16 protein-coding genes and 1 pseudogene are annotated in these 20,028 nt (G+C 43.2%); 5 read left to right on the forward strand and 12 right to left on the reverse strand.

The genetic code is table 11. The features are described from left to right. Positions 1 to 81: 81 nt before the first annotated feature. Positions 82 to 696: a LysE family translocator gene (locus J7384_RS12185; protein ID WP_209114395.1), complete on the forward strand. Its 615-nt coding sequence runs from the start codon at positions 82 to 84 to the stop codon at positions 694 to 696. 3 nt (positions 697 to 699) lie between these two features. Here J7384_RS12185 and J7384_RS12190 read toward each other — a convergent pair whose 3' ends face one another. The 10 genes from J7384_RS12190 to J7384_RS12235 all read right to left on the reverse strand — a co-directional run bounded on the left by J7384_RS12190 (position 700) and on the right by J7384_RS12235 (position 10,163). Then, positions 700 to 1,590, reverse strand: coding sequence for a class I SAM-dependent methyltransferase (locus J7384_RS12190; protein ID WP_209114397.1), 891 nt, complete (start codon positions 1,588 to 1,590; stop codon positions 700 to 702). Between the two features lie 40 nt (positions 1,591 to 1,630). Continuing rightward, positions 1,631 to 1,948 carry an AzlD domain-containing protein gene (locus tag J7384_RS12195; RefSeq protein ID WP_209114399.1) on the reverse strand — a complete coding sequence of 106 codons (318 nt, stop codon included), beginning with the start codon at positions 1,946 to 1,948 and terminating at the stop codon, positions 1,631 to 1,633. Further along, positions 1,945 to 2,673, reverse strand: a complete 729-nt coding sequence (locus J7384_RS12200) for an AzlC family ABC transporter permease (protein WP_209114401.1) — start codon at positions 2,671 to 2,673, stop codon at positions 1,945 to 1,947. The genes J7384_RS12195 and J7384_RS12200 overlap by 4 nt, the downstream gene beginning before the upstream one ends. 215 nt (positions 2,674 to 2,888) lie before the next feature. Then, a complete protein-coding gene (locus tag J7384_RS12205) occupies positions 2,889 to 3,767 on the reverse strand; it encodes a GGDEF domain-containing protein (protein ID WP_209114403.1) in 879 nt (292 codons plus the stop codon). An 86-nt stretch (positions 3,768 to 3,853) separates the two neighbouring features. Continuing rightward, the gene (locus tag J7384_RS12210) at positions 3,854 to 4,738 is read right to left on the reverse strand and encodes a DMT family transporter (RefSeq protein WP_209114405.1); all 885 of its coding nucleotides are present in this window, start codon (positions 4,736 to 4,738) and stop codon (positions 3,854 to 3,856) included. Positions 4,739 to 4,776: 38 nt separating this feature from the next. Continuing rightward, a complete protein-coding gene (locus tag J7384_RS12215) occupies positions 4,777 to 6,201 on the reverse strand; it encodes a sodium-dependent transporter (RefSeq protein WP_209114407.1) in 1,425 nt (474 codons plus the stop codon). A gap of 299 nt (positions 6,202 to 6,500) precedes the next feature. Next, positions 6,501 to 7,352 carry an HDOD domain-containing protein gene (locus tag J7384_RS12220; RefSeq protein ID WP_209114409.1) on the reverse strand — a complete coding sequence of 284 codons (852 nt, stop codon included), beginning with the start codon at positions 7,350 to 7,352 and terminating at the stop codon, positions 6,501 to 6,503. 161 nt (positions 7,353 to 7,513) lie between these two features. Next, positions 7,514 to 9,196 (reverse strand): M28 family metallopeptidase, encoded by a 1,683-nt coding sequence (locus tag J7384_RS12225; RefSeq protein WP_209114411.1) that lies wholly within the window; start codon positions 9,194 to 9,196, stop codon positions 7,514 to 7,516. Positions 9,197 to 9,334: 138 nt separating this feature from the next. Next, positions 9,335 to 9,625 carry a hypothetical protein gene (locus J7384_RS12230; protein WP_209114412.1) on the reverse strand — a complete coding sequence of 97 codons (291 nt, stop codon included), beginning with the start codon at positions 9,623 to 9,625 and terminating at the stop codon, positions 9,335 to 9,337. 61 nt (positions 9,626 to 9,686) lie between these two features. After that, positions 9,687 to 10,163: a winged helix-turn-helix transcriptional regulator gene (locus J7384_RS12235; RefSeq protein WP_209114435.1), complete on the reverse strand. Its 477-nt coding sequence runs from the start codon at positions 10,161 to 10,163 to the stop codon at positions 9,687 to 9,689. Positions 10,164 to 10,339: 176 nt separating this feature from the next. Between J7384_RS12235 and putA the strand changes: the two genes are divergently transcribed. Continuing rightward, on the forward strand, positions 10,340 to 14,194 hold the full coding sequence (putA, locus tag J7384_RS12240) for a bifunctional proline dehydrogenase/L-glutamate gamma-semialdehyde dehydrogenase PutA (protein ID WP_209114414.1): 3,855 nt from the start codon (positions 10,340 to 10,342) through the stop codon (positions 14,192 to 14,194). Between the two features lie 183 nt (positions 14,195 to 14,377). Beyond that, a complete protein-coding gene (locus tag J7384_RS12245; RefSeq protein WP_209114416.1) occupies positions 14,378 to 15,649 on the forward strand; it encodes an aminotransferase class I/II-fold pyridoxal phosphate-dependent enzyme in 1,272 nt (423 codons plus the stop codon). Positions 15,650 to 15,717: 68 nt separating this feature from the next. Here J7384_RS12245 and J7384_RS12250 read toward each other — a convergent pair whose 3' ends face one another. Together J7384_RS12250 and J7384_RS12255 are read right to left on the reverse strand one after the other, a co-directional pair. Further along, positions 15,718 to 18,285: an EAL domain-containing protein gene (locus J7384_RS12250; protein WP_209114418.1), complete on the reverse strand. Its 2,568-nt coding sequence runs from the start codon at positions 18,283 to 18,285 to the stop codon at positions 15,718 to 15,720. A 112-nt stretch (positions 18,286 to 18,397) separates the two neighbouring features. Further along, entirely contained in the window at positions 18,398 to 18,691 is a 294-nt protein-coding gene (locus J7384_RS12255; RefSeq protein WP_209114419.1) for a hypothetical protein, read from the reverse strand. Between the two features lie 227 nt (positions 18,692 to 18,918). On the opposite strand from J7384_RS12255, the gene J7384_RS12260 reads away from it, so the two are divergent. Both J7384_RS12260 and J7384_RS12265 read left to right on the forward strand, forming a co-directional pair. Continuing rightward, positions 18,919 to 19,758, forward strand: coding sequence for an isopenicillin N synthase family oxygenase (locus J7384_RS12260; protein WP_209114421.1), 840 nt, complete (start codon positions 18,919 to 18,921; stop codon positions 19,756 to 19,758). Between the two features lie 144 nt (positions 19,759 to 19,902). After that, positions 19,903 to 20,028, forward strand: a pseudogene (locus J7384_RS12265) (IS3 family transposase); the annotation flags it as partial.

Genomic DNA, 20,028 nt, shown 5'->3' on the forward strand with positions numbered 1-20,028 from the left:
TTATCTTACGGCTTTATTACAGAAACGCCGAAGCTAATACCGACTAAAGCGAAGCGAAACAGTATTGGGAGAGTAGTCACCATGGAACTTCACCTTTGGTTATCATTTGTTATTATCTGTTTTTTAGGTGCTCTATCACCGGGACCAAGCCTCGCCGTTGTCCTCAAAAACACGATTAACGGTGGTTATAAAAGCGGCTCAGCAACTGCTATTAGTCATGGTTTTGGGGTTACCTTATACGCGATCATTAGTATCACAGGCATTGGTATTGTTATCGCAGAATCACCTGCATTGTTTAATTTGATTAAATACGCTGGAGCAGCATTTTTGCTTTACCTTGGCGTGAAAGGCTTAATGAGTAAAAAGTCTGCCGTATTAGTCAAAGACCAAAGCGAGGAAACCAACAAATCAGTCAATGGCTGGCGCGATGGTTTTCTCATCGCCTTTCTCAATCCCAAACTAGCGATTTTCTTTATCGCACTATTCAGCCAATTTGTTCAACCTGATGCCAGCTGGCTACAGCAGTTTATTCTTGTCGCGACAGTTGGTACTTTAGACACACTTTGGTACCTCATTGTCGCATTCTTTATCTCACGAGAAGCCTTTTTAAACAAGCTACACCGCAACAGCCATATTATTGACCGCATTGCCGGTAGTGTATTGGTACTATTGGCAATAAGAGTGGTAACAACCTAGTCTTTATTTGGGTAGATATTTAAAGTGTAAAACTTTTAACCCCTTACCTTGATGAGCTTCTTTAAACACCGCGGGGTTATCTAGTTGCTCAATAAATTTTAGATCGGGACATTCTTGTCGCACTTGTTCAAAGAGAAATTGTTCCGACAAATCGGGTGAATTAAGGCACAGCAAAGCATCACCAGTTGGCTTCAATAATTGCGGAACACGGCGAATAATTTTGCCGTAGTCGCGAGCAATATCAACACTGCCTTTTTGGAACGAAGGCGGATCAGAAATCAATAAATCGTAAGGGCCAAACTTTTTCAAACGGCTGTACGATTTAAAAATATCAACTCCTTGAAATACGACCTTGTCTAAATCTTGATCATTCAACCTGTGGTTATCACGCCCTTTTGCCAACGATGCCTTACTCAAATCTATATTGACCACTTGTTTGGCACCACCGGCAATGGCGGCAACAGAAAACGCACAGGTATAAGCAAACAGATTAAGCACGTTTTTATCACTACTGTGTTCTTTAACCCAGCGACGACCATTCGCCATATCGAGAAAAAGACCAAAATTTTGCGCTTTGCTCAAGGTGATATGATATTTCAAGCCATGCTCATAAACAGTTATTTGCTCGATATTTTCCCCCCACAAACACTCAGTTGGTGCCATTGGACGACAGCGGTATTGCACTTGTACACAGCGACATTCGGGAATTAAAGCACGTAAACCTTGAACCTGTTGCTCAAGCCAATCGGTATCAACTTCTTCGTACAAAGTGATTAATAACACGGGCGAAAACCAGTCTACATTAACATGCGACAACTCAGGATAAGCATGGCCGCGGCCATGAAAAAGGCGCTGACATTCAGACAAGTCAGCAATTTCGATGTATTCAAGCATAAAATGTGGCGAAAAAGCTAAAGGCAGAGGTTCAAAGGGACTAAGTAAATAAATAAAATTTACACAGCACAAAAACAGAGACACTAAGACCAATGGTCAAATATACATTGCGTGTCACTTTAGCCACTATGATAGCAATAATCGCCGCGATTAAATATGGATTAGACCAATCGCTGTTAAATTTACCGTGTTCAACAAAAATGATCGGTACCCAAATAGCCGTCAATACTGTTGGTCCACTATAACTCAAAAAACGCTCCAGCCGAGGACCGATGTTTAAGGGTAACTTAGGGTGAATAAACAAATAACGGGTCAGAAAAGTGACCATGGCCAGCAAAATTATCGTTAACACTGTCATTCGCTCAGCCCTCTATTCATACGCTTGAGCAATAACTCACAACTGTAACCACTGAACATAGCAATAACAGCGGCAGCCACTAAGCCAAACTGCCAATGCCATAACTCAAAGACCACCGCCAAAACACCAGCAACAACAATGCTGACCAACGTGGGCAAATTAACAACGGCAGGAATAACAATGGCAATAAAGGTTGCCGCAATCGCAAACTCTAAGCCGAGCTCGGTAAGGTCGGGAAAAATATTACCCGCAGTCACACCAAGTGCATTCCAAATCAACCAATTGACGTAAAAACTACCGCCAGCAGCCAGCGCGTAATAACAACGCACTTTACCAACAAAAGACCGTTTATGACCAGAAAGTGCGAATAACTCATCGGTCAGTAAAAAGCCCAAGCTCAAACGCCATTTAGTGGTCAATTGTTTCATTTTATGACGCAGCGCGAGACCATATAAAAAATGCCGAGAACTGATAATAAAAGCGGTAAACAACAATGTGATAATCGAAGTATTACTGGCGATAAGCTCAATAGAAACCAATTGCACCGCACCGGCAAAAACCAGTGCAGGCATCAACATCGATTCAAACTCAGAAAAGCCTCGTTGAATCGCCAATGAACCACATAAAATTCCCCAAGGAATTACCGCTAAATTGAGTGGCAACATATCCCAAAAGCCTTTTTTTAACGCTTGATTGAGCACCGATGTTTTTGCATTTGACGACAAAATAACGTCCTTTTGATAAGACCAACTTCTATTTAGTGAGTGTTTTATTAGAGACTAACCAGCTGCGATCAAAGGGTAAGGGAAAGTGTCAACGCGCGGATCAAAAATCTCGCTACTACTTTACGATAGTATTTGTTGCTAAGGAAGCTGCTATCACTTAATAGTCGTTATTATTCAACACTATGGCAAAATTCTTTATCACATTAAAAGGCGGGTTATCGAGTTCTACTCGACTGCTTACAATTGTACATATCGTTGTCTGCCCGCTGTAATATCATATCGATACTGGTGTCGTAGTGATCAATTAAGGTAAAGCCAATTGAGCAAGCTAAATTAATCGGTTGATTTTGGTAGTCAAAAGGCTCCGAAAAACTGACTTTAATCTTATCGCTAATGACTTTAGCTGTGCTAAGTGCCTGTGGCCAGTCATTACTCGACAACTCACAAAGTAAAACAAACTCATCACCACCGTAACGAGCCAACACGTCATTCGCCCTCACCACGCCCTGTAAGCGCTCTGAGATAGTTCTTAGCGCGTGATCACCAGCGAGGTGGCCATGCTGATCATTCAACGATTTAAAATTATCGAGATCGAGAAAAAAGGCAATGCCAATCACTGAATTATCTCGTTGAATTTTTGCCAATAATTGTCGCATCGATTCAATAAGATAACGGCGATTAAAACACTTAGTAAGTTCATCACGGGCACTAAGTTCCTCTAATTCGCGCTGTAATTCAACGAGATCCGTAATATCGTGAGCGCTAACCACTATGCCAGTAATCTCCTGACTAGGCTCAACAATAGGTGTTAAGGTCGCGTCGATAAATCGACGGCCGAGGTTGGCACTATCAACCCAGATTCGATGATGAATCTGCTCTCCTTTTAGGCAGGACTCTAACTTGGGTTCGATTGAATTCTTGTAGACTTCCGAGCTGTGTAGCTCACTAACGTGTTTGCCAATAATTTGCTCAACTGGCAAACCGAGTAGAGCCTGATAACCACAACTGGCATGACGATAATAGAAATCGCGATCAACGTACGACATCAAATGTTGAGTCGCTGATACCATTTGGGCACAAATATGCTTTTGCATAACCAATTCCTTCTTGGATCACATAGCGTCAAAAACCTAGCAAGGATAGTGTTACAGCAGCAAGAACAGTGCCTGATATTGTCGGTTTATTTCTTATACATTTTTTGACAAATCAATCCGGTAACAATAAAGCCTAATCCCACCAAGGTCGCGCCATGTATAGCTTCACCTAGTAGAGTAGCAATAAATATCAAGGAAAGAAATGGCGAAATAAAAATCAAATTACTCACGCTCGCAGTGTTCTCTGCTGTTCGCATGGCCATCAACCATAAAACAAAGGTTAAACCCATTTCAAAAAGGCCAACGTAGGCCGCGGCAGCAATGCCATAGGTATCAGGTAAATACCAAGCACGCTGCCAACTGGCCAAGAGAGCAATAAGCACTAAACCAATACTGAAACAAATAAACAAACTCAATATTGGTTGGTCTTTATTTTTAGTATTGAAAATCCAATACAAGGACCACAGCAAAGTACTCAACAATGCCAAGCCAACGCCAAGAGGGCTGTCAAAGTTGAGCGCCGTAAATTGCCCTTTAGTACTTATTATTAAGGCGCCAAAATAAGCGAGGCTTAATGCCAAAATATCCGCTCGCTTCAACCGTTGTCCCAACATAGGAACTGCTAATAAGCTCAGTGTAATCGCCCAGGTATAGTTGAGCGCCTGTGCTTGTTGCGCTGGTAGTAAGTCGTAAGCTTTAAACAGTACTAAATAGTAGAGAAAGGGATTAATGCTGCCGAGCTTTAGGTATAACCATGGCTGGCTTTTAAAGGCAGGAATAACTGCACGCAATTGCCTTTGCTTTAATAAACAAGCAAGCAAGAAAAGCCAACTAAACACTGAGCTATAAAACATTAGCTGTAGCGGTGTTAGTTGGTTTAATGCCAACTTAAAAGCAGTTGCGACAGTCGACCATAATAAAACAGCAATAAGCGCATAGCTTATTGCTGTTTTTTGATTTTTCTCAATCATGATTATCTTTAGGCATTAAGCCGAATACTTCAGCGAGACTACAATCCAAGTAAGTTGTAGGCAAAAAACTTTTGTGCAACTGTGTTTAAAAAGATTGCTAACAAAATAACCGGAATAAAAGTACTCAGTGAAAGGTTAACGTACTTTTCAATCCATGAGCCTTGGTATTTGTCGTTACCCACCGCTAGCTCGGCAGAAAGATTGGCTTTGCGCCAGCGATAACTGACAAACAAACACAACAAGAAACCGTTCAGCGGTAAAATAGTGTCGTAAAAGACGTCGTAAATAATATCAAAGAACGACTTTGGCGCGCCGGCGTAGTGAACAAACTCGGTAAAGAATGGCACCATACCGAACGAAACCGTGGCGAACAAAGTCAAAATACCTGCGGTCATTAACAAAGTCGTTAGCGCTTTCTTACGGCTGTGACATTTTTCATCGACCAAGTAAGCAACAGGTACTTCGATAATCGAGACCAGTGAAGTAATCGCGGCAAAAAAGACTAAAGTAAAAAAGACAACCGCAACCGCACTCGCACCAACGTAACCAATTGAGGTTTGTAACGCCAAGAAAATTTTCGGTAGGAAAGTGAAAATTAATGATACTGAACTATCACTCAACTCTTGCGGGTTGACCTCAGGATTAAACGAGAAAACCGCTGGCAACATCATTAAGCCGGCAGTAAAGGCAACACCGGTATCAGTAATGGCAACCAGTTTTGCAGAACCAACAATATCAGTGCGGCGATCAATATAAGAGCCATAGGTAATCAGAATACCCATGCCGAGTGACAATGAGAAAAATGCTTGTGACAAGGCGCTATTAATTACCGACGGGTTAAGTTTATCAATGTCAGGAATTAAGAAAAAACGCAAACCGGCAAAAGCATTGTCGCGGGTTAAAACAAATGCAACCAATAACACCAACATAACAAACAGCGCTGGCATCAGGGTTTTGGCAGCTTTTTCAATACCTTCTTTAACGCCCGATAACAAAATTACGCCAACAATTGCCACCACTATTGCCATTGCACCAAACACGTAATAACTATTGATGAACTCACCAAAAGCGGCACCACTGGCCAAGTGATCTAAGTTACCCGTTGCCGCCATTACCATGTAACCCATGATCCAAACGGTGATCACCATGTAAAAAACTGCAATCATAAACGGCGTTAACATGCCAAAAATACCGGCTACCGACCAAAGCTTGGAGTTGTTGCTCAGCGCATTGTATGCACCTACTGGGTTTTTAACGGTTTTACGGCCAATCGCCATTTCTGCCATCATCACAGGTAGGCATACTAAAATAACGAATAGAGCGTACACCAATAAGAAGGCACCACCACCATTTTTGGCTGCGTTTACTGGAAAACCAACCAAGTTACCGATACCAACTGCCGAGCCAGCAGCGGCGAGAATAAAACCAAGTCGTGAACTAAAGAGTTCTCTTTCAACTGTCATAAGTGTCCTTGATAATAATTGTTATAATTTATTGTTGTACTTTATTGTTGTGTTGGCTTACCGCTAACCGTTTTAAGTACTAACCGAGTCACACATTAACCTACCCGTGTTTGGCTTGGTGCCAAAAAATTAGGACTTTCCTCCCCAAGAAATCGATTAATGTGTTTTTGCGTATTACTTTGATGCTAACAAGCTTTTAACAAACTGTCTGCTCATTTTAACATCCAGTCATTACACTGCTGTATAGTTTTGTATGCGCTAACGCTAATATTGGTTGCTCAATAAGAACAAACAACAAACTAGACTGAAGGTTTACTGTAAAGTTGACCACTCATTAGCGACAAAATATTTTCCGCTTCTTTACTGGCAAATTCAGTGGCTTCATTCAAGTCTTGCTGACTGATATTCAAACTCTGACACAGTGATTGGTCAACGCTATCGTCGTACTCGAAAACCTCTGGGTGACTGTCAACCAACGCCAGTCGCGAGGCCAAATAAATCACCTTAACGTCTTTGTTAATTTGGTTGTCTTTAGCCTGATTAAAATGCTCAATCGGCAAAATAATTTTGCCAGGTATCTGCCAAATTTTTAGCAGTTCAGCGGTAATATCCGCGTAGAGAAAACCGAGGTGTTGTTTTTGAAGTTGCCAAGGTAATGTTTGTTGATCGTACTGTTCACATTGTTTAGCCAATTCAGGACTCACTTTAGCCACCACTAACTCACCAAAGTTCTGCAACAAGCCCGCAACAAACAAGCGCTCAATATCTCTAATACCTGCTTTTAACGCTAAATTTTTACTCGCTAGGCCACAAAACACACTGGTTCGCCAAAATCTTTTTAAATCGATGGCTTGATTAGAGAAGTGTTTAAAAGCGCTGGCCGCAACGTCAACCAGCATCATGTTGTACAGCGCTTGCGTACCAATAACGGTAATCGCCTTTGAAATAGTGCTGACTTCACTGCGAAAACTGTAAATTGCACTGTTGGCGATTTGCAAAAGCCTCGATGCCATTGACGGGTCTACACTAATAACATTGGCGAAGTCTTCAATGGTTGAATCTTCGCGATCCATTAGTGCTTTAACTTTGAAACAGGCATCGGGTAGAGCAAACGAGCCATTGGCTTGCAGGGCGTAATCATGAGCGAACATAGGGAAAGTCTAACTATTATTATTATTGGCCTTTGAGTCTACCTGATCGTCACAATAGTGCAAAGGGCTTGTTTCAGGCAGTAACCCGCAGAGCGATTTTCATCAACCGAGTTAAGCAGCAATATACATTTGCAAGCTTAACTCGGCAGAGAAAAACTCACTTACTGAGCAAACGTTTTACCAAAAAAGCTGTCACTGTTCCAAGTAGGTCGTTCAGTCTGATTGGCAATTTCAATCCCTATCATCATGTTGACTTCAGCGAATTGCGCCGCAGCGTCATATTGAATTGGCAGTTCAATCTCATCACTGTGAGAGTGATAGTGGGTCGATAAAAACTCTCTAAATACTTTACCGCCATCGATATTTGGATCTTTCGATTTAAAGCCTGTCATCAGAAATACCGCAGGTACCCCTTGTTTAACAAAGCTGTAGTGGTCGCTGCGCGTAAAAATCGCTTGTTCAGGCATAGGATCAGGGCTCAAGCTAACATCAACTTTTGCAGCCGCGCGTTCAACAATCGGCCCCAAACTCGAATGATTAGCACCAAAAGCAATAATATCTGAGAATGGATATAAAATAAGTGGCATATCCAAATTAACGTTTGCAACAATCTTACTCTGCGGCACCGTCGGGTTATTGGCATAATAACTTGACCCCAATAGACCTTTTTCTTCAGCTGTTACCACAGTAAATAAAATCGAGCGCTTTGGTTTTTCGGGTAAACCTGACAGTAATCGCGCTGTTTCCAGTAAAATAGCGACACCAGAAGCATTGTCTAATGCACCATTGTTAATTTTATCTTGATGATCGCTGTGCTCACTGACACCAATGTGATCTAAGTGGGCGGTATAAACAACATATTCGTCTTTCAACACTGGATCAGAACCAGGTAACACCGCAACAATATTTGGGCTAGTGACTTGCTCGTGTCGACTCTTGCTTGCTAATGTCACTTTCGCCGCTAAATCAAAACCTTTGATTTTTTCATTTGCACTATCGGCGGCAAAAACTTGTTCAACGCTTTGCTCAGCACCAACAAATAAGTCAGCCGCTTTATCGTGATGAAGGTAAGCGCCTACTTTGATTTCAGGTCTTGCACCGAAAGCCTGTTGATTTTTATCTAACCAGGCATAACGAGGACCTTCTGCATATTTTGCCGACACGGCAAATGGTCTTACTTTCTCGCGCTTAGGGGTGTGAAGCGTGATGTACCCCACTGCGCCGCGCTCTGCGGCATGGCGAAGCTTTTCACTACTAGAGCCTAAATGTGCGCCCTCTTCTGATGGCAAATCATCTGGGCGGCCTGTCAAGGCAACAACCACTTTACCTTTAACATCTAAACCTTGGTAATCATCATAGCCAAAGTCTGGAGAAATAACGCCGTAGCCAACAAATACGGTATCGGCTTTGACTTGCTCTTGTGTCGAAAGCTTAGAGCCAGACATTAAATAGTCATCTTTAAAAACCAATTCACTGGTGCCATTGGCATTTTCAACAACAACACTGGCCCCTTGTTGCTCTAAGTATGTTTTGCTAAAAGTAACACTTTGCTCAAAACTGCCTTGATCGCCCATAGGCGTTAAACCAAGCTGTTTAAAGTAAGACTTTACGTAGTTAGCAGAAATTTGATAACCAACACTACCGGTGTCTCTACCCAATAAAGTGTCATCAGCTAAAAACTCAATGTGCGCCTTAATGTTATCGGCATTCACTTGCGCGGGGGCTAATTGGCCGGAGTCAGCATTTTTAGCTGCGTCTTGGCCACAAGCGCTCAACAGGATTGATAAACTCAGTGCCGAGACCAAGCTAGTCGTTTTTGACAATAAATGTGCTTTCAATTTCATGATTATTACTTTTCTATAGAGATTTTAATCGGTTCAAAACAATCAACCGTGAACCTTAACCGAGCCACTATAGGGAATGAAGACAATAATTACCAGACAGTTGAGCTGAACTTGCTGGCGAACGGTCGTAGAATCAAATTAAATAACGGGAATTGAACTAAAACTCGACAAATGGTGCATATCTGCCTGCTGGCTGTCAGCCAAAAGTTGACTGCCAATGGCATTCATGTCAAACAAAGGCAATTGAATAAACAATTTAACTATAACAACGGCCAAATTGAATATTGCCAAAATGGTTAGCGCAATCTGCTCGGGACTAACATTGATTGTTGTAACGGTGTGAGTGAAAGCACATAACTCTTGAGTACTGGTGGCAAGTGCCGCCAAGCCCAGTAAAATACTCAGCATACTGTATACAATCATCGCCACAGCAACTCCCCCCTACCAGTGTGCATAAATAAGTGTGCATAAATATAACAGTATGGTCAGCTTAGCGACTGTTCAAGGGCACTCCCATATCGCCTTTGACATTTTCCATCACGACATAAGTGTGAGTTTGTGAAACCGCCGGCAACTCAACAATCACGCCAAGTACTTCTCGATAGGCCGCCATATCTTTAAACCTAAGCTTTAACAAGTAGTCAAAACCGCCGGCAACCATATGACATTCCGCGACTTCTTTAATAGTGACAACCTGTTCCCTAAACTGATTAAAGACATCGGCGGTGGTTCTGTCTAATGTCACCTGAATAAACGCCGACATGCCATAGTTGAGCAAATTGGGGTTTAGTTCAGCGCGATAACGTTCAATATAGCCTGCTTGCTCCAAGCGTTTTACCCTTTCCAAGCAAGGGCTGGGGCTTAAATTAGCTTGTTTTGCCAAGTCGACATTAGACATTCGGCCATCTTGTTGTAAAGCGTCTAAAATCAATAAATCAATTCGATCGAGTACGTTATGTTTGTCCATTTTCAGGGAACCCCAGTATTTATGTGGCGCGACGTTAATCGCAATACAATATTCTGCATTAATAAGATTTAACCACATTAATCACCGAATATATAGCAATTAAGCCAGCAAATGCTAAGCGTTGTTCGCTAAAATGCGGCACTAATTTTATCGTTAACAACAAAAATGGGTGACCTATGTTATTTGATGGCTCATTGTCGGCAACCAGTTCAATTAGACAAACGATTCGCGACCACTATCGCGCGGATGAAAATCAAGTGCTTGAGCACTTGTTACCAATCGCTGAAATCGGAGTTGACGCCAAGTCTCGTGCATGGGAATACGCTCGCCAATTGGTTGAAAATATTCGCAAAGACCAAATCGGCAAGGGCGGTATCGACGCACTACTCAACGAGTTTTCATTGTCGACGGAAGAAGGCGTGGTCTTGATGTGCCTTGCCGAAGCATTATTGCGCGTGCCAGATAAAGCCACTGCCGATAGCTTAATTCGCGACAAGCTCGCTCATGGCGACTGGAGCTCACACATCGGTAATAGTGACTCAATTTTCGTTAACGCTTCATCTTGGGGTTTGTTACTCACGGGTAAGTTGGTCAACTACTCAGACGAAAACAAAAAACAACAATTTGGCCTGTTAAAGAAAACTGTTGGCCGCCTTGGTGAGCCAGTTATTCGCAAAGCCGTGCGCTACGCCATGAAAATTATGGGCACTCAGTTTGTTATGGGTCACACCATTGATAGCGCCGTTGAACGCGCAGTTGAAACTGAAGCCAAAGGTTACACCTATTCATACGACATGCTCGGTGAAGGTGCTCGCACCATGGCTGATGCCGATCGCTATTTTAACAGTTACATGACCGCCATCAGCGCCATTGGTAAAGCGGCTAATGGCCGTGGTCCTCAGCGCAGCCCTGGTATTTCAATTAAGCTATCAGCCATTCATCCTAGGTATGAATTTTCACACCAAGAACGCGTTATCGATGAATTGATTCCGCGCTTGAAACAATTAGCACTGGCGGCAAAGTCTTACGACATAGGCTTTACTGTCGACGCCGAAGAAGCTAACCGCCTAGATATTTCTCTTGATATCATTGAAGCGGTTTTTGCCGATACAGAACTCGACGACTGGAGCGGCTTCGGTATTGCCGTTCAAGCATATCAAAAACGCGGTTTACACGTGATTGAATGGGTTCGCCAAATCACGCAAAAAGTAGGCCGTCAAATGATGGTGCGCTTAGTAAAAGGTGCGTACTGGGATAGCGAAGTCAAAGACACTCAAGTTGAAGGCTATAACGACTTCCCGGTATTTTCTCGCAAACCGTCAACCGACGTTTCGTATCAAGCATGTGCGAAAAAACTACTTGAATACCGCGATACTATTTACCCGCAATTTGCCACTCACAATGCCTACACAGTCGCGACTATTTTAGAAATGACTAGCAACCATCAAGGATTTGAATTCCAGCGTTTGCACGGTATGGGTGAGTCACTTTACGACCAAGTCGTCAGTAACAAAAATGTTCCGTGTCGAGTTTACGCACCCGTTGGTGAGCACTCAGATTTACTTGCATATTTGGTGCGCCGCTTGCTGGAAAACGGTGCCAACAGCTCGTTTGTTAACAATATTGTTGACGACAACATTCCTGTTGAATCTCTACTCAGCGATCCTGTTGAAGTCGTGCAAGCATGGCAAAACAAATACAACCCACAAATTCCTCAGTCGGTTGAGCTATTTGGCAGCGAACGCGCCAACTCTAAAGGTATTGATTTAACCGATGCCGATAAAGTTGCCCAAATGCGGAGTGAGCTTAAAACCTGGTTTGAACACACAGTTTCACAAGCCAAGGCCAGTGATGAAAGCGCACAACCAGTCGTCAACCCAGCTAACCACAGTGAAATTATCGGCTACATCAACCACCATAACGCAGAGCAAATGAGTGCTATGGTAGCCAATGCTGAACAAGCTTTTTCAAGCTGGCAACAAACCGAAGTCGCACAGCGTGCACAGGTATTGTTAAAAACCGCTGATTTGATAGAACAGCACATCAATGAGTTTATTGGTTTGTGTACCAAAGAAGCGGGTAAAACGGTAGCTGATGGCGTTGCCGAAGTGCGAGAAGCCGTTGATTTTTGTCGTTACTATGCAGCCCGAGCGCAAGAAATGATGCAAGATGACAAACTCGCTGCACGTGGTGTTGTCCTTTGTATCAGCCCGTGGAACTTCCCGCTGGCAATCTTCTTAGGTCAGGTCTCGGCAGCACTTGTCACTGGTAACACAGTTATTGCCAAGCCAGCAGAGCAAACCTCTATGGTTGCCCTGAGAACACTCGAAATTTTAACCCAAGCGGGCTTGCCAGAGCATGTCTTATCACTGGTTATTGCTCGTGGTAGCGAAGTTGGTCAACACATAGTGCCAGACGAGCGCATTAAAGCAGTTATGTTCACCGGCTCAACAGAAACTGGTAGCTGGATAGCGCGCAAGCTCGCTGAGCGCATTCCAAGCCAAGGCGATGTTATTCCGCTGATTGCCGAAACAGGTGGTCAAAACTGTATGATTGTCGACTCAACAGCATTGCCTGAGCAAGTTGTTGACGACGTTGTCACCTCAGGTTTTCAAAGTGCCGGTCAGCGCTGTTCAGCCCTACGCGTATTGTTCTTACAAGACGATGTCGCCGACAAAGTGATCACCATGCTCAAAGGCGCAATGCAAGAGCTCAACATTGGTGACCCAGCATTACTGAGTACAGATGTTGGCCCAGTTATCGATAAAAAAGCACTCAACGCCCTAAACGAGCACGTTAATTATTTAACCTCGCTGGGCGCTAAAGCAAAAGTTCACTACAGCTGTAAAGCACCTGAAAACTTCGACTTTGATCACAATTTCTTCGCACCGAGGTTAGTCGAAATTGAACACTTATCACTACTGAAAAAAGAAGTTTTCGGCCCAGTGGTTCATGTTATTCGCTATCGCGCTGAAGAGCTTGAGCAAGTCATCAATCAGGTTAACAATACCGGCTTTGGCTTAACCATGGGTATTCACACCCGTATCGAACACAAGAGTGAATACTTAGCTGCGCGTTCACGCGCGGGGAATGTTTACGTTAACCGCAACATGATTGGTGCGGTAGTTGGCGTTCAACCTTTTGGTGGTCGTGGCCTATCAGGCACGGGGCCTAAAGCTGGTGGCCCTTATTACTTAACCCAGCTAGTCACTGAAAAAGCTAATCAAACCGCCAATAGCTCTGACCTGAAAACGTTAGACGAACAGCAACAGCAACAACTAGAGCAAGATTTTGAAGCAAGTAAGGCGACTCAAAGTCAAATCACTAGACTGATGAACACTGCTCAACAAGCCGAGTTAGACTGGCAATTCACGCCAGTAACCAAGCGTCTATCTATGTTGCGCCGGTTACTCGCCGAGCTTGCCTCGAATAAAGTGGTACTAAGCCAAACCTCTGATCATAAATCTGAAACCTTGGCCAGTGCATTAAGCTCAGCGCGTACTCAATTATTAGCGATTGAAAAAGCGTTAGCGACACCACTCTTGTTACCAGGTCCAACAGGTGAATCTAATACCTTGTCGCTTGAAGCACGAGGCACGCTTGCCAGCGTTCGCTGTGCTCAAACCAATTTCGAGCAGTGGTTAGTTAATACGCTATCGAGTTTGGCGACAGGTAACTGTGTTGTTGCCGTTGTTGAAGAGAGCTACCTTGCCGAGGCACAAGCAATCGCCGGTTTGCTCAACCAAATTGGAGTCACTAGTGGCGTTTTCCAAGTAGTAAAACTGGGCCATCTGGCCAATGTCATCGCAGAGCCGGTATTCGCGGGCGCTGTCTTGGCGGCTAACTCCGAGTTAAAAGCACTTGCTGGTCAGCTCATTGCGGCCCGTAATGGTGCGATTTTGCCGTTGATTAACACAGTTAACGCCGAAAGCCTTATTCACAAATTGGTGACCGAGAAAACCGTAACTATTGATACCACGGCTGCAGGTGGTAACGCCTCGCTGATGACCATGGAGTCAAACGTCGGATAAATGGTCAAATACCGCAGGTAAATGTTAAAGGCTGTTCATTCCAGCCTTTTTTATTGCCCATAAGTATTGCGTAGTAATATTTTTATGCTTAAATAGCGCATAAGAATTCAACAATAAAACCAATAAAATTCGTTAACAAAGACAATAGCAATCGCACTTATTATTTAACAGCAGGTATTTTCTATGAAACTAGCATCCTTGGCATTGCACCACGGTTACGATTCTGAACCGACCACTAAAGCGGCAACCACGCCGATTTATCAAACCACTTCGTACACTTTTGACAACACTCAACACGGCGCTGATTTATTTGATTTAAAAGTCGCGGGCAATATTTATACCCGCATTATGAACCCGACCACTGATGTCTTAGAACAGCGCATTGCCGCAATGGAAGGGGGTATCGCCAGTCTTGCGGTCGCCTCAGGAATGGCAGCAATTACCTATGCTATTCAAGCCATTACCTCAGTTGGTGACAACATTATCAGCACTAGCCAACTGTACGGCGGTACCTACAATTTATTTGCCCATACTCTACCCAAGCAAGGCGTTGAGGTACGCTTTGCTTCGGGTGACGATATTAGCGCTTTTGAAGCATTAATTGACGACAATACCCGCGCCATTTTTTGTGAATCGATTGGCAACCCTGCTGGCAACATTGTCGACCTAGAAGCACTCGCCAAAGTTGGTGAAAAATACGGCGTGCCATTAATTGTCGACAACACCGTTGCTAGCCCTGTTCTGTGCCGCCCGTTTGAGCACGGTGCGGCGATTGTCGTTCATTCTCTGACTAAATATATTGGCGGTCATGGCACCAGCGTTGGTGGTATTATTGTTGATTCAGGTAAGTTCGACTGGGTCGCCAACAAAGAGCGCTTCCCGATGTTAAACGAGCCAGACCCATCTTATCACGGTGTCACCTATACTGAAGCATTAGGCGATGCTGCCTACATTGGCCGCTGTCGAGTGGTACCACTGCGCAATACTGGCGCGGCCCTCTCCCCTCACAATGCGTTTTTAATTATGCAGGGCTTAGAAACACTGTGCTTGCGGATGGAGCGTCACTGTGAAAACGCCTTGAAAGTCGCCAATTACTTGAATAATCACGACAAAGTGAGCTGGGTTAACTACGCTGGGCTAACAACTAGCCCTTATCATCAAACATGTCAGCGTATCACTAATGGCAAAGCCTCGGGAATCTTGAGTTTCGGTATTAAAGGCGGTAGTGCAGCAGGTACTAAGTTTATCGATGCCCTGCAAATGATTTTACGCTTAGTTAACATTGGTGATGCAAAATCACTGGCCTGTCACCCAGCTTCAACAACTCATCGTCAGCTTGATGCCAAAGAGCTAGCTTCAGCTGGTGTCTCTGAAGATTTAGTGCGTATTTCTGTCGGTATTGAAGATATTGACGACATTATTGCTGATATCGAGCAAGCACTTGCTCAAGCTTAGTGGTTAAATACCACGAGTTCGATCGAAATACGCTTAGCCATTAGTGCTAAGCGTTTTCCTAACGACAATCAAGAAAAATAGTGGCTATCAAAATTTTCAGCGGGCATAGGTTTGGCAAAGTAATAACCCTGCCCAAAATTACATTCCATGCGTTTCAACAAGTCTGCATCTTCAAGGTTTTCGATACCCTCACCAACTGTCGCCATTTGTAAACTCGTTGCCAAATCGATAATAGTTTTAATAATGGCACGGTGATTATCGTGCTCGTGAACATTATTAATAAAGGAGCGATCTATTTTTAAGACATCGATCGGAAAGCGATGCAAGTAACTCAAACTTGAATAACCCGTGCCAAAATCGTCCAGTAATATTTTTACGCCGAGTTGTTTTAAGCCCTGCATATTGGCCAGCACAGTTTCGCTGTTTTCCAGTAGCGCTCTTTCGGTCAACTCGACACGCAAATGCTCAGGAGCTAAACCAACGCGATCTAAAATGTGGCGAATATCTTCGACTAGGGTCGCGTTAAAAAAGTGGTTACAGAACAAGTTAGCACTGACATATAGGTTGTGATTATCGTACTCCTGCTGCCACTTTTTCAGTTGCTGGCAAGACTTTTCAATAATTTGTAAATCGATAGCCATAACCAGATTAGTTTCTTCGGCAAGCGGAATAAACTCATCGGGGAACACTAACCCTCGCTTGTGACTTTGCCAACGGGCAAGTGCTTCAAACCCCACTACTTTGTCATTGTTAAGATTAACAATCGGTTGAAAATATGGAATGAACTCCGACGCTTCTATTGCTTCGCGAATGTCAGTTTCTAACGTGAATGCGTTTTGAATCTTCTTTTGCATGCTCGCATCGAACACTTCATAACGACCTTTGCCCTTGTCTTTAGCGTGATACATCGCGGTATCAGCGTCGCGTAACATAATATCGGCATTGTCGTAGCGGTCGTCACTAAATAACACACCAATACTAGTGCCAATAAAAATAGACTGGTTCTCGATATAAAAAGGTCGCTCTAATAACTCGGTAATGCGGCCAGCAATTTCATACGCTTCCTGCTTTGATTCGATATCTTCAATCAAGATAACAAATTCATCACCACCTAAACGGGCAACCGTATCTTTTTCTCGGACAATTGTAGATAACTCTTTTGCCACCACTTTGAGTAAGCTGTCACCAGCGTGGTGACCTAAACTGTCGTTAACTACTTTGAAACGGTCAAGATCTAAAAACAACACCGCGAATTGAAAATTTTCTCTGCGCTTGCGACATGCAATGGCGTGGTTGAGTAAATCGACAAATACACCGCGATTGGCAAGCCCAGTTAAGCCATCGTGAGAAGCAGCGTGTTTGAGTTTATCTTCAATTGCTCGTCGATTTTTTATTTCTTCTTCTAACGCTTTGGTGCGAATTTTTACTTGGCGCTCCAAGAGTTCGTGGGCAAGTTTTTCATCTTCAACACTTTCACGACGCTTAATAGCAGAACAAACATGATAAGAGACAAAATTAAGTAAGTCCGCGTCTTGTTGATTGTATTCATTGTCATCGCGATAACTTTGAATCACGATGGTACCAATCACTTCACCGTGATGAATTAATGGTACACCAAGCCAAGAGTGAGTCTCGTCACTCGGTTTAGCCGTTTCACCAGAGTGATATAGCTCCATCATTTGTTTGCGGTCAAGCAAGATGGTTTTAGCGCGTCTAATCACTAATTCAGTGTAACCATTCGCCATCTTGCGTGGCTCAAAATCTCGCATCAAATTTTCTGAGTTTTGATCGCTGTAATAGACGAAGTTGAGGGTGTCACTTTCGCTGTTAAAACGCGCAATATAGAAGTTCGAGGTATTAATTAATTGACCGATAATATTGTGCACTTGATGATAAAAATCATTAATTGCGATATCAGGGTTGTTCGTCAACTGAGAAATGTGAAATAGCGACTCTTGCAGTAATTCCGATCGTTCTCGCTCTCTAATTTGCTGCATTAACTCTTTAGTTCGGGCGTCTACGGCCTGTTGCAAACGCTCTTGATCTTGCACACGACTCAAGGCGTGAACAATTTGTTGACCAGCAAAATCGAGCAGCTCTAAGTCCTGTTGGCTATAACGGGTTTGATCTGAGTAACTTTGTACCACCATAACCCCAACAACATAGCCATCGCTTAGCAGTGGTACTCCAAGCCAATCGACAGCAGTATTTCCCTGAGCATTAATTGTTCCGTCTGTTACTAGCGGAAGTACCGTATCTGACGTTGCTAAGAATGGCTTAGCGGTACTGATAACGTGATGAGTGTAGGAGCCAGCGAGCTGATCGTATTCAATAACGCCTTCAGGTACACTGTCTTTCTCATCGACATGATAAACAAATTCTAACGTGGCGAATGTCGGATCATACATCACGATGTAAAAGTTCTGGGCAAACATCAAAGAGGCAATAGTTTGATGAATTTGCTGGTAAAACGAGCTTAAATCATGACACTGATAAAGGAGTTTATTGAGTTTGAGTAAAGCGTTGTGGCGTGCCAGTAGGTTTTGATTGGTTACCTTGAGCGCCGCCAACTCGTCAGCGACATTGGCATACTCAGCAGCGGTTAATTCAGACATTGATTTACTAACTTTACTCATACTCTAATGGACTGTTGCAACCATTTATCAACGTGTCAAAAACATCGATAAATGGCAAACTATCAACCTTCGAGCATACCACAAGTGAACGCCATTACTCGAATAAATTTCTCTACTGTTTTAGTTTATTTTGTAACGCTTCAATACTAGCTTTGTTATTGCAAATCGCTACTTGTTTGTCATCTCTGTAATAGCGAATATCAATACAATCTTGCTGAAAACGTCGCTCTAACTCACCTCTGATCACCGGACGACCTTTAGCTTTAACAATTTGTCGCTGCAACGACTGACATTCCTGTATTTGCTCACTTGCCAATACAACATCTTCACATGCTTGCTCTTGACTAGCACAACCACCTATAAGCAGTGCACTAATACCTAACGCCACAGTTAATAATCTGCCCATCAATAAAAATCCTCTCGATTGACTTCAGTACCACTATACTTAATCTCAACTAAAATGCGAATAAACCAGTTTTGACCAAAATACTGGCTAAATAACATAGCAGCACAAAGGTCGCAGCTGCGGTTGACAATGATCTACATCAAAAGTTTGACCAATTATTCAGGTTTTTGCTTGTAAGTGATAGAATAGGCGATAAAATCGGCCGCTAAAAATTCGTGGAGAAAATTATGCAAGTGCAAGTCGTAGACTATACAGCTGAGGATGCCCCTCAAAAATTTGTTCAGAGCTTACGTGAAACAGGCTTTGGCGTTCTAGTAAACCACCCAATTCAGCAGGCATTAGTCGAATCAATTTATAAAAATTGGTACGAGTTTTTCTCTACTGAAGAAAAAAACGACTTCGCTTTCGATCCCGAAAAGCAAGATGGCTACTTTGCTCCTGAAATTTCAGAAACCGCTAAAGGCCATAGCAAAAAGGACATTAAAGAATACTACCACGTTTACCCTTGGGGTCGTATTCCAGCACAACTAAACGATGAAATTTTGTCTTACTACAAATTAGCATCAGATCTAGCTGCTGAGTTGTTAGACTGGGTAGAAAAGCACAGCCCTGCCGATGTCGCTGAGCACTACTCAGAAGCCTTGTCTAATATGATCAAAGATACGCCAAACACGTTATTGCGCGTACTTCACTACCCACCGCTAACGGGTGATGAAGAGCCAGGCGCTATCCGCGCAGCCGCTCATGAAGACATTAACTTATTGACTATTTTGCCTGCGGCTAACGAGCCAGGTTTACAAGTACAAGGTAAAGATGGCGAGTGGATGGATGTACCAGCAGATTTCGGCAACTTGATCATCAACATTGGCGATATGCTGCAAGAAGCTTCAAATGGCTACTTCCCTTCAACCAGCCACCGCGTAATTAACCCTACCGGTAAAGGTTCAGATAAATCACGCATTTCGTTGCCATTGTTCTTGCACCCACGCAGTGAAGTTAAACTTTCTGAGCGTCACACTCAAGAAAGTTACTTACTAGAGCGTTTACGCGAATTAGGTGTTAAATAATCGCTCACGGTAAATAAAACGCTTTATAAACGCGCTTTGTAAAACAATAAAAAAGGGTTGCTAACATTAGCAACCCTTTTTCTTTGTGACCTGACCCGTCCTAAATAAGGTTGACACTTTTCAATCAATGAATTGGAGAGCATCATGAAATCAACCACTAAACGAACTCAAAAGGATTACTCACTCGCTTTTAAATTGTCGGTTGTCGAGCAAGTTGAAAAAGGCGAGATGACTTACAAACAAGCTCAAGATAAATACGGTATTCAAGGT

The organism is Endozoicomonas sp. G2_1 (genome assembly GCF_017744155.1).
Taxonomy (GTDB): Bacteria; Pseudomonadota; Gammaproteobacteria; order Enterobacterales; family Alteromonadaceae; genus JAGHQT01.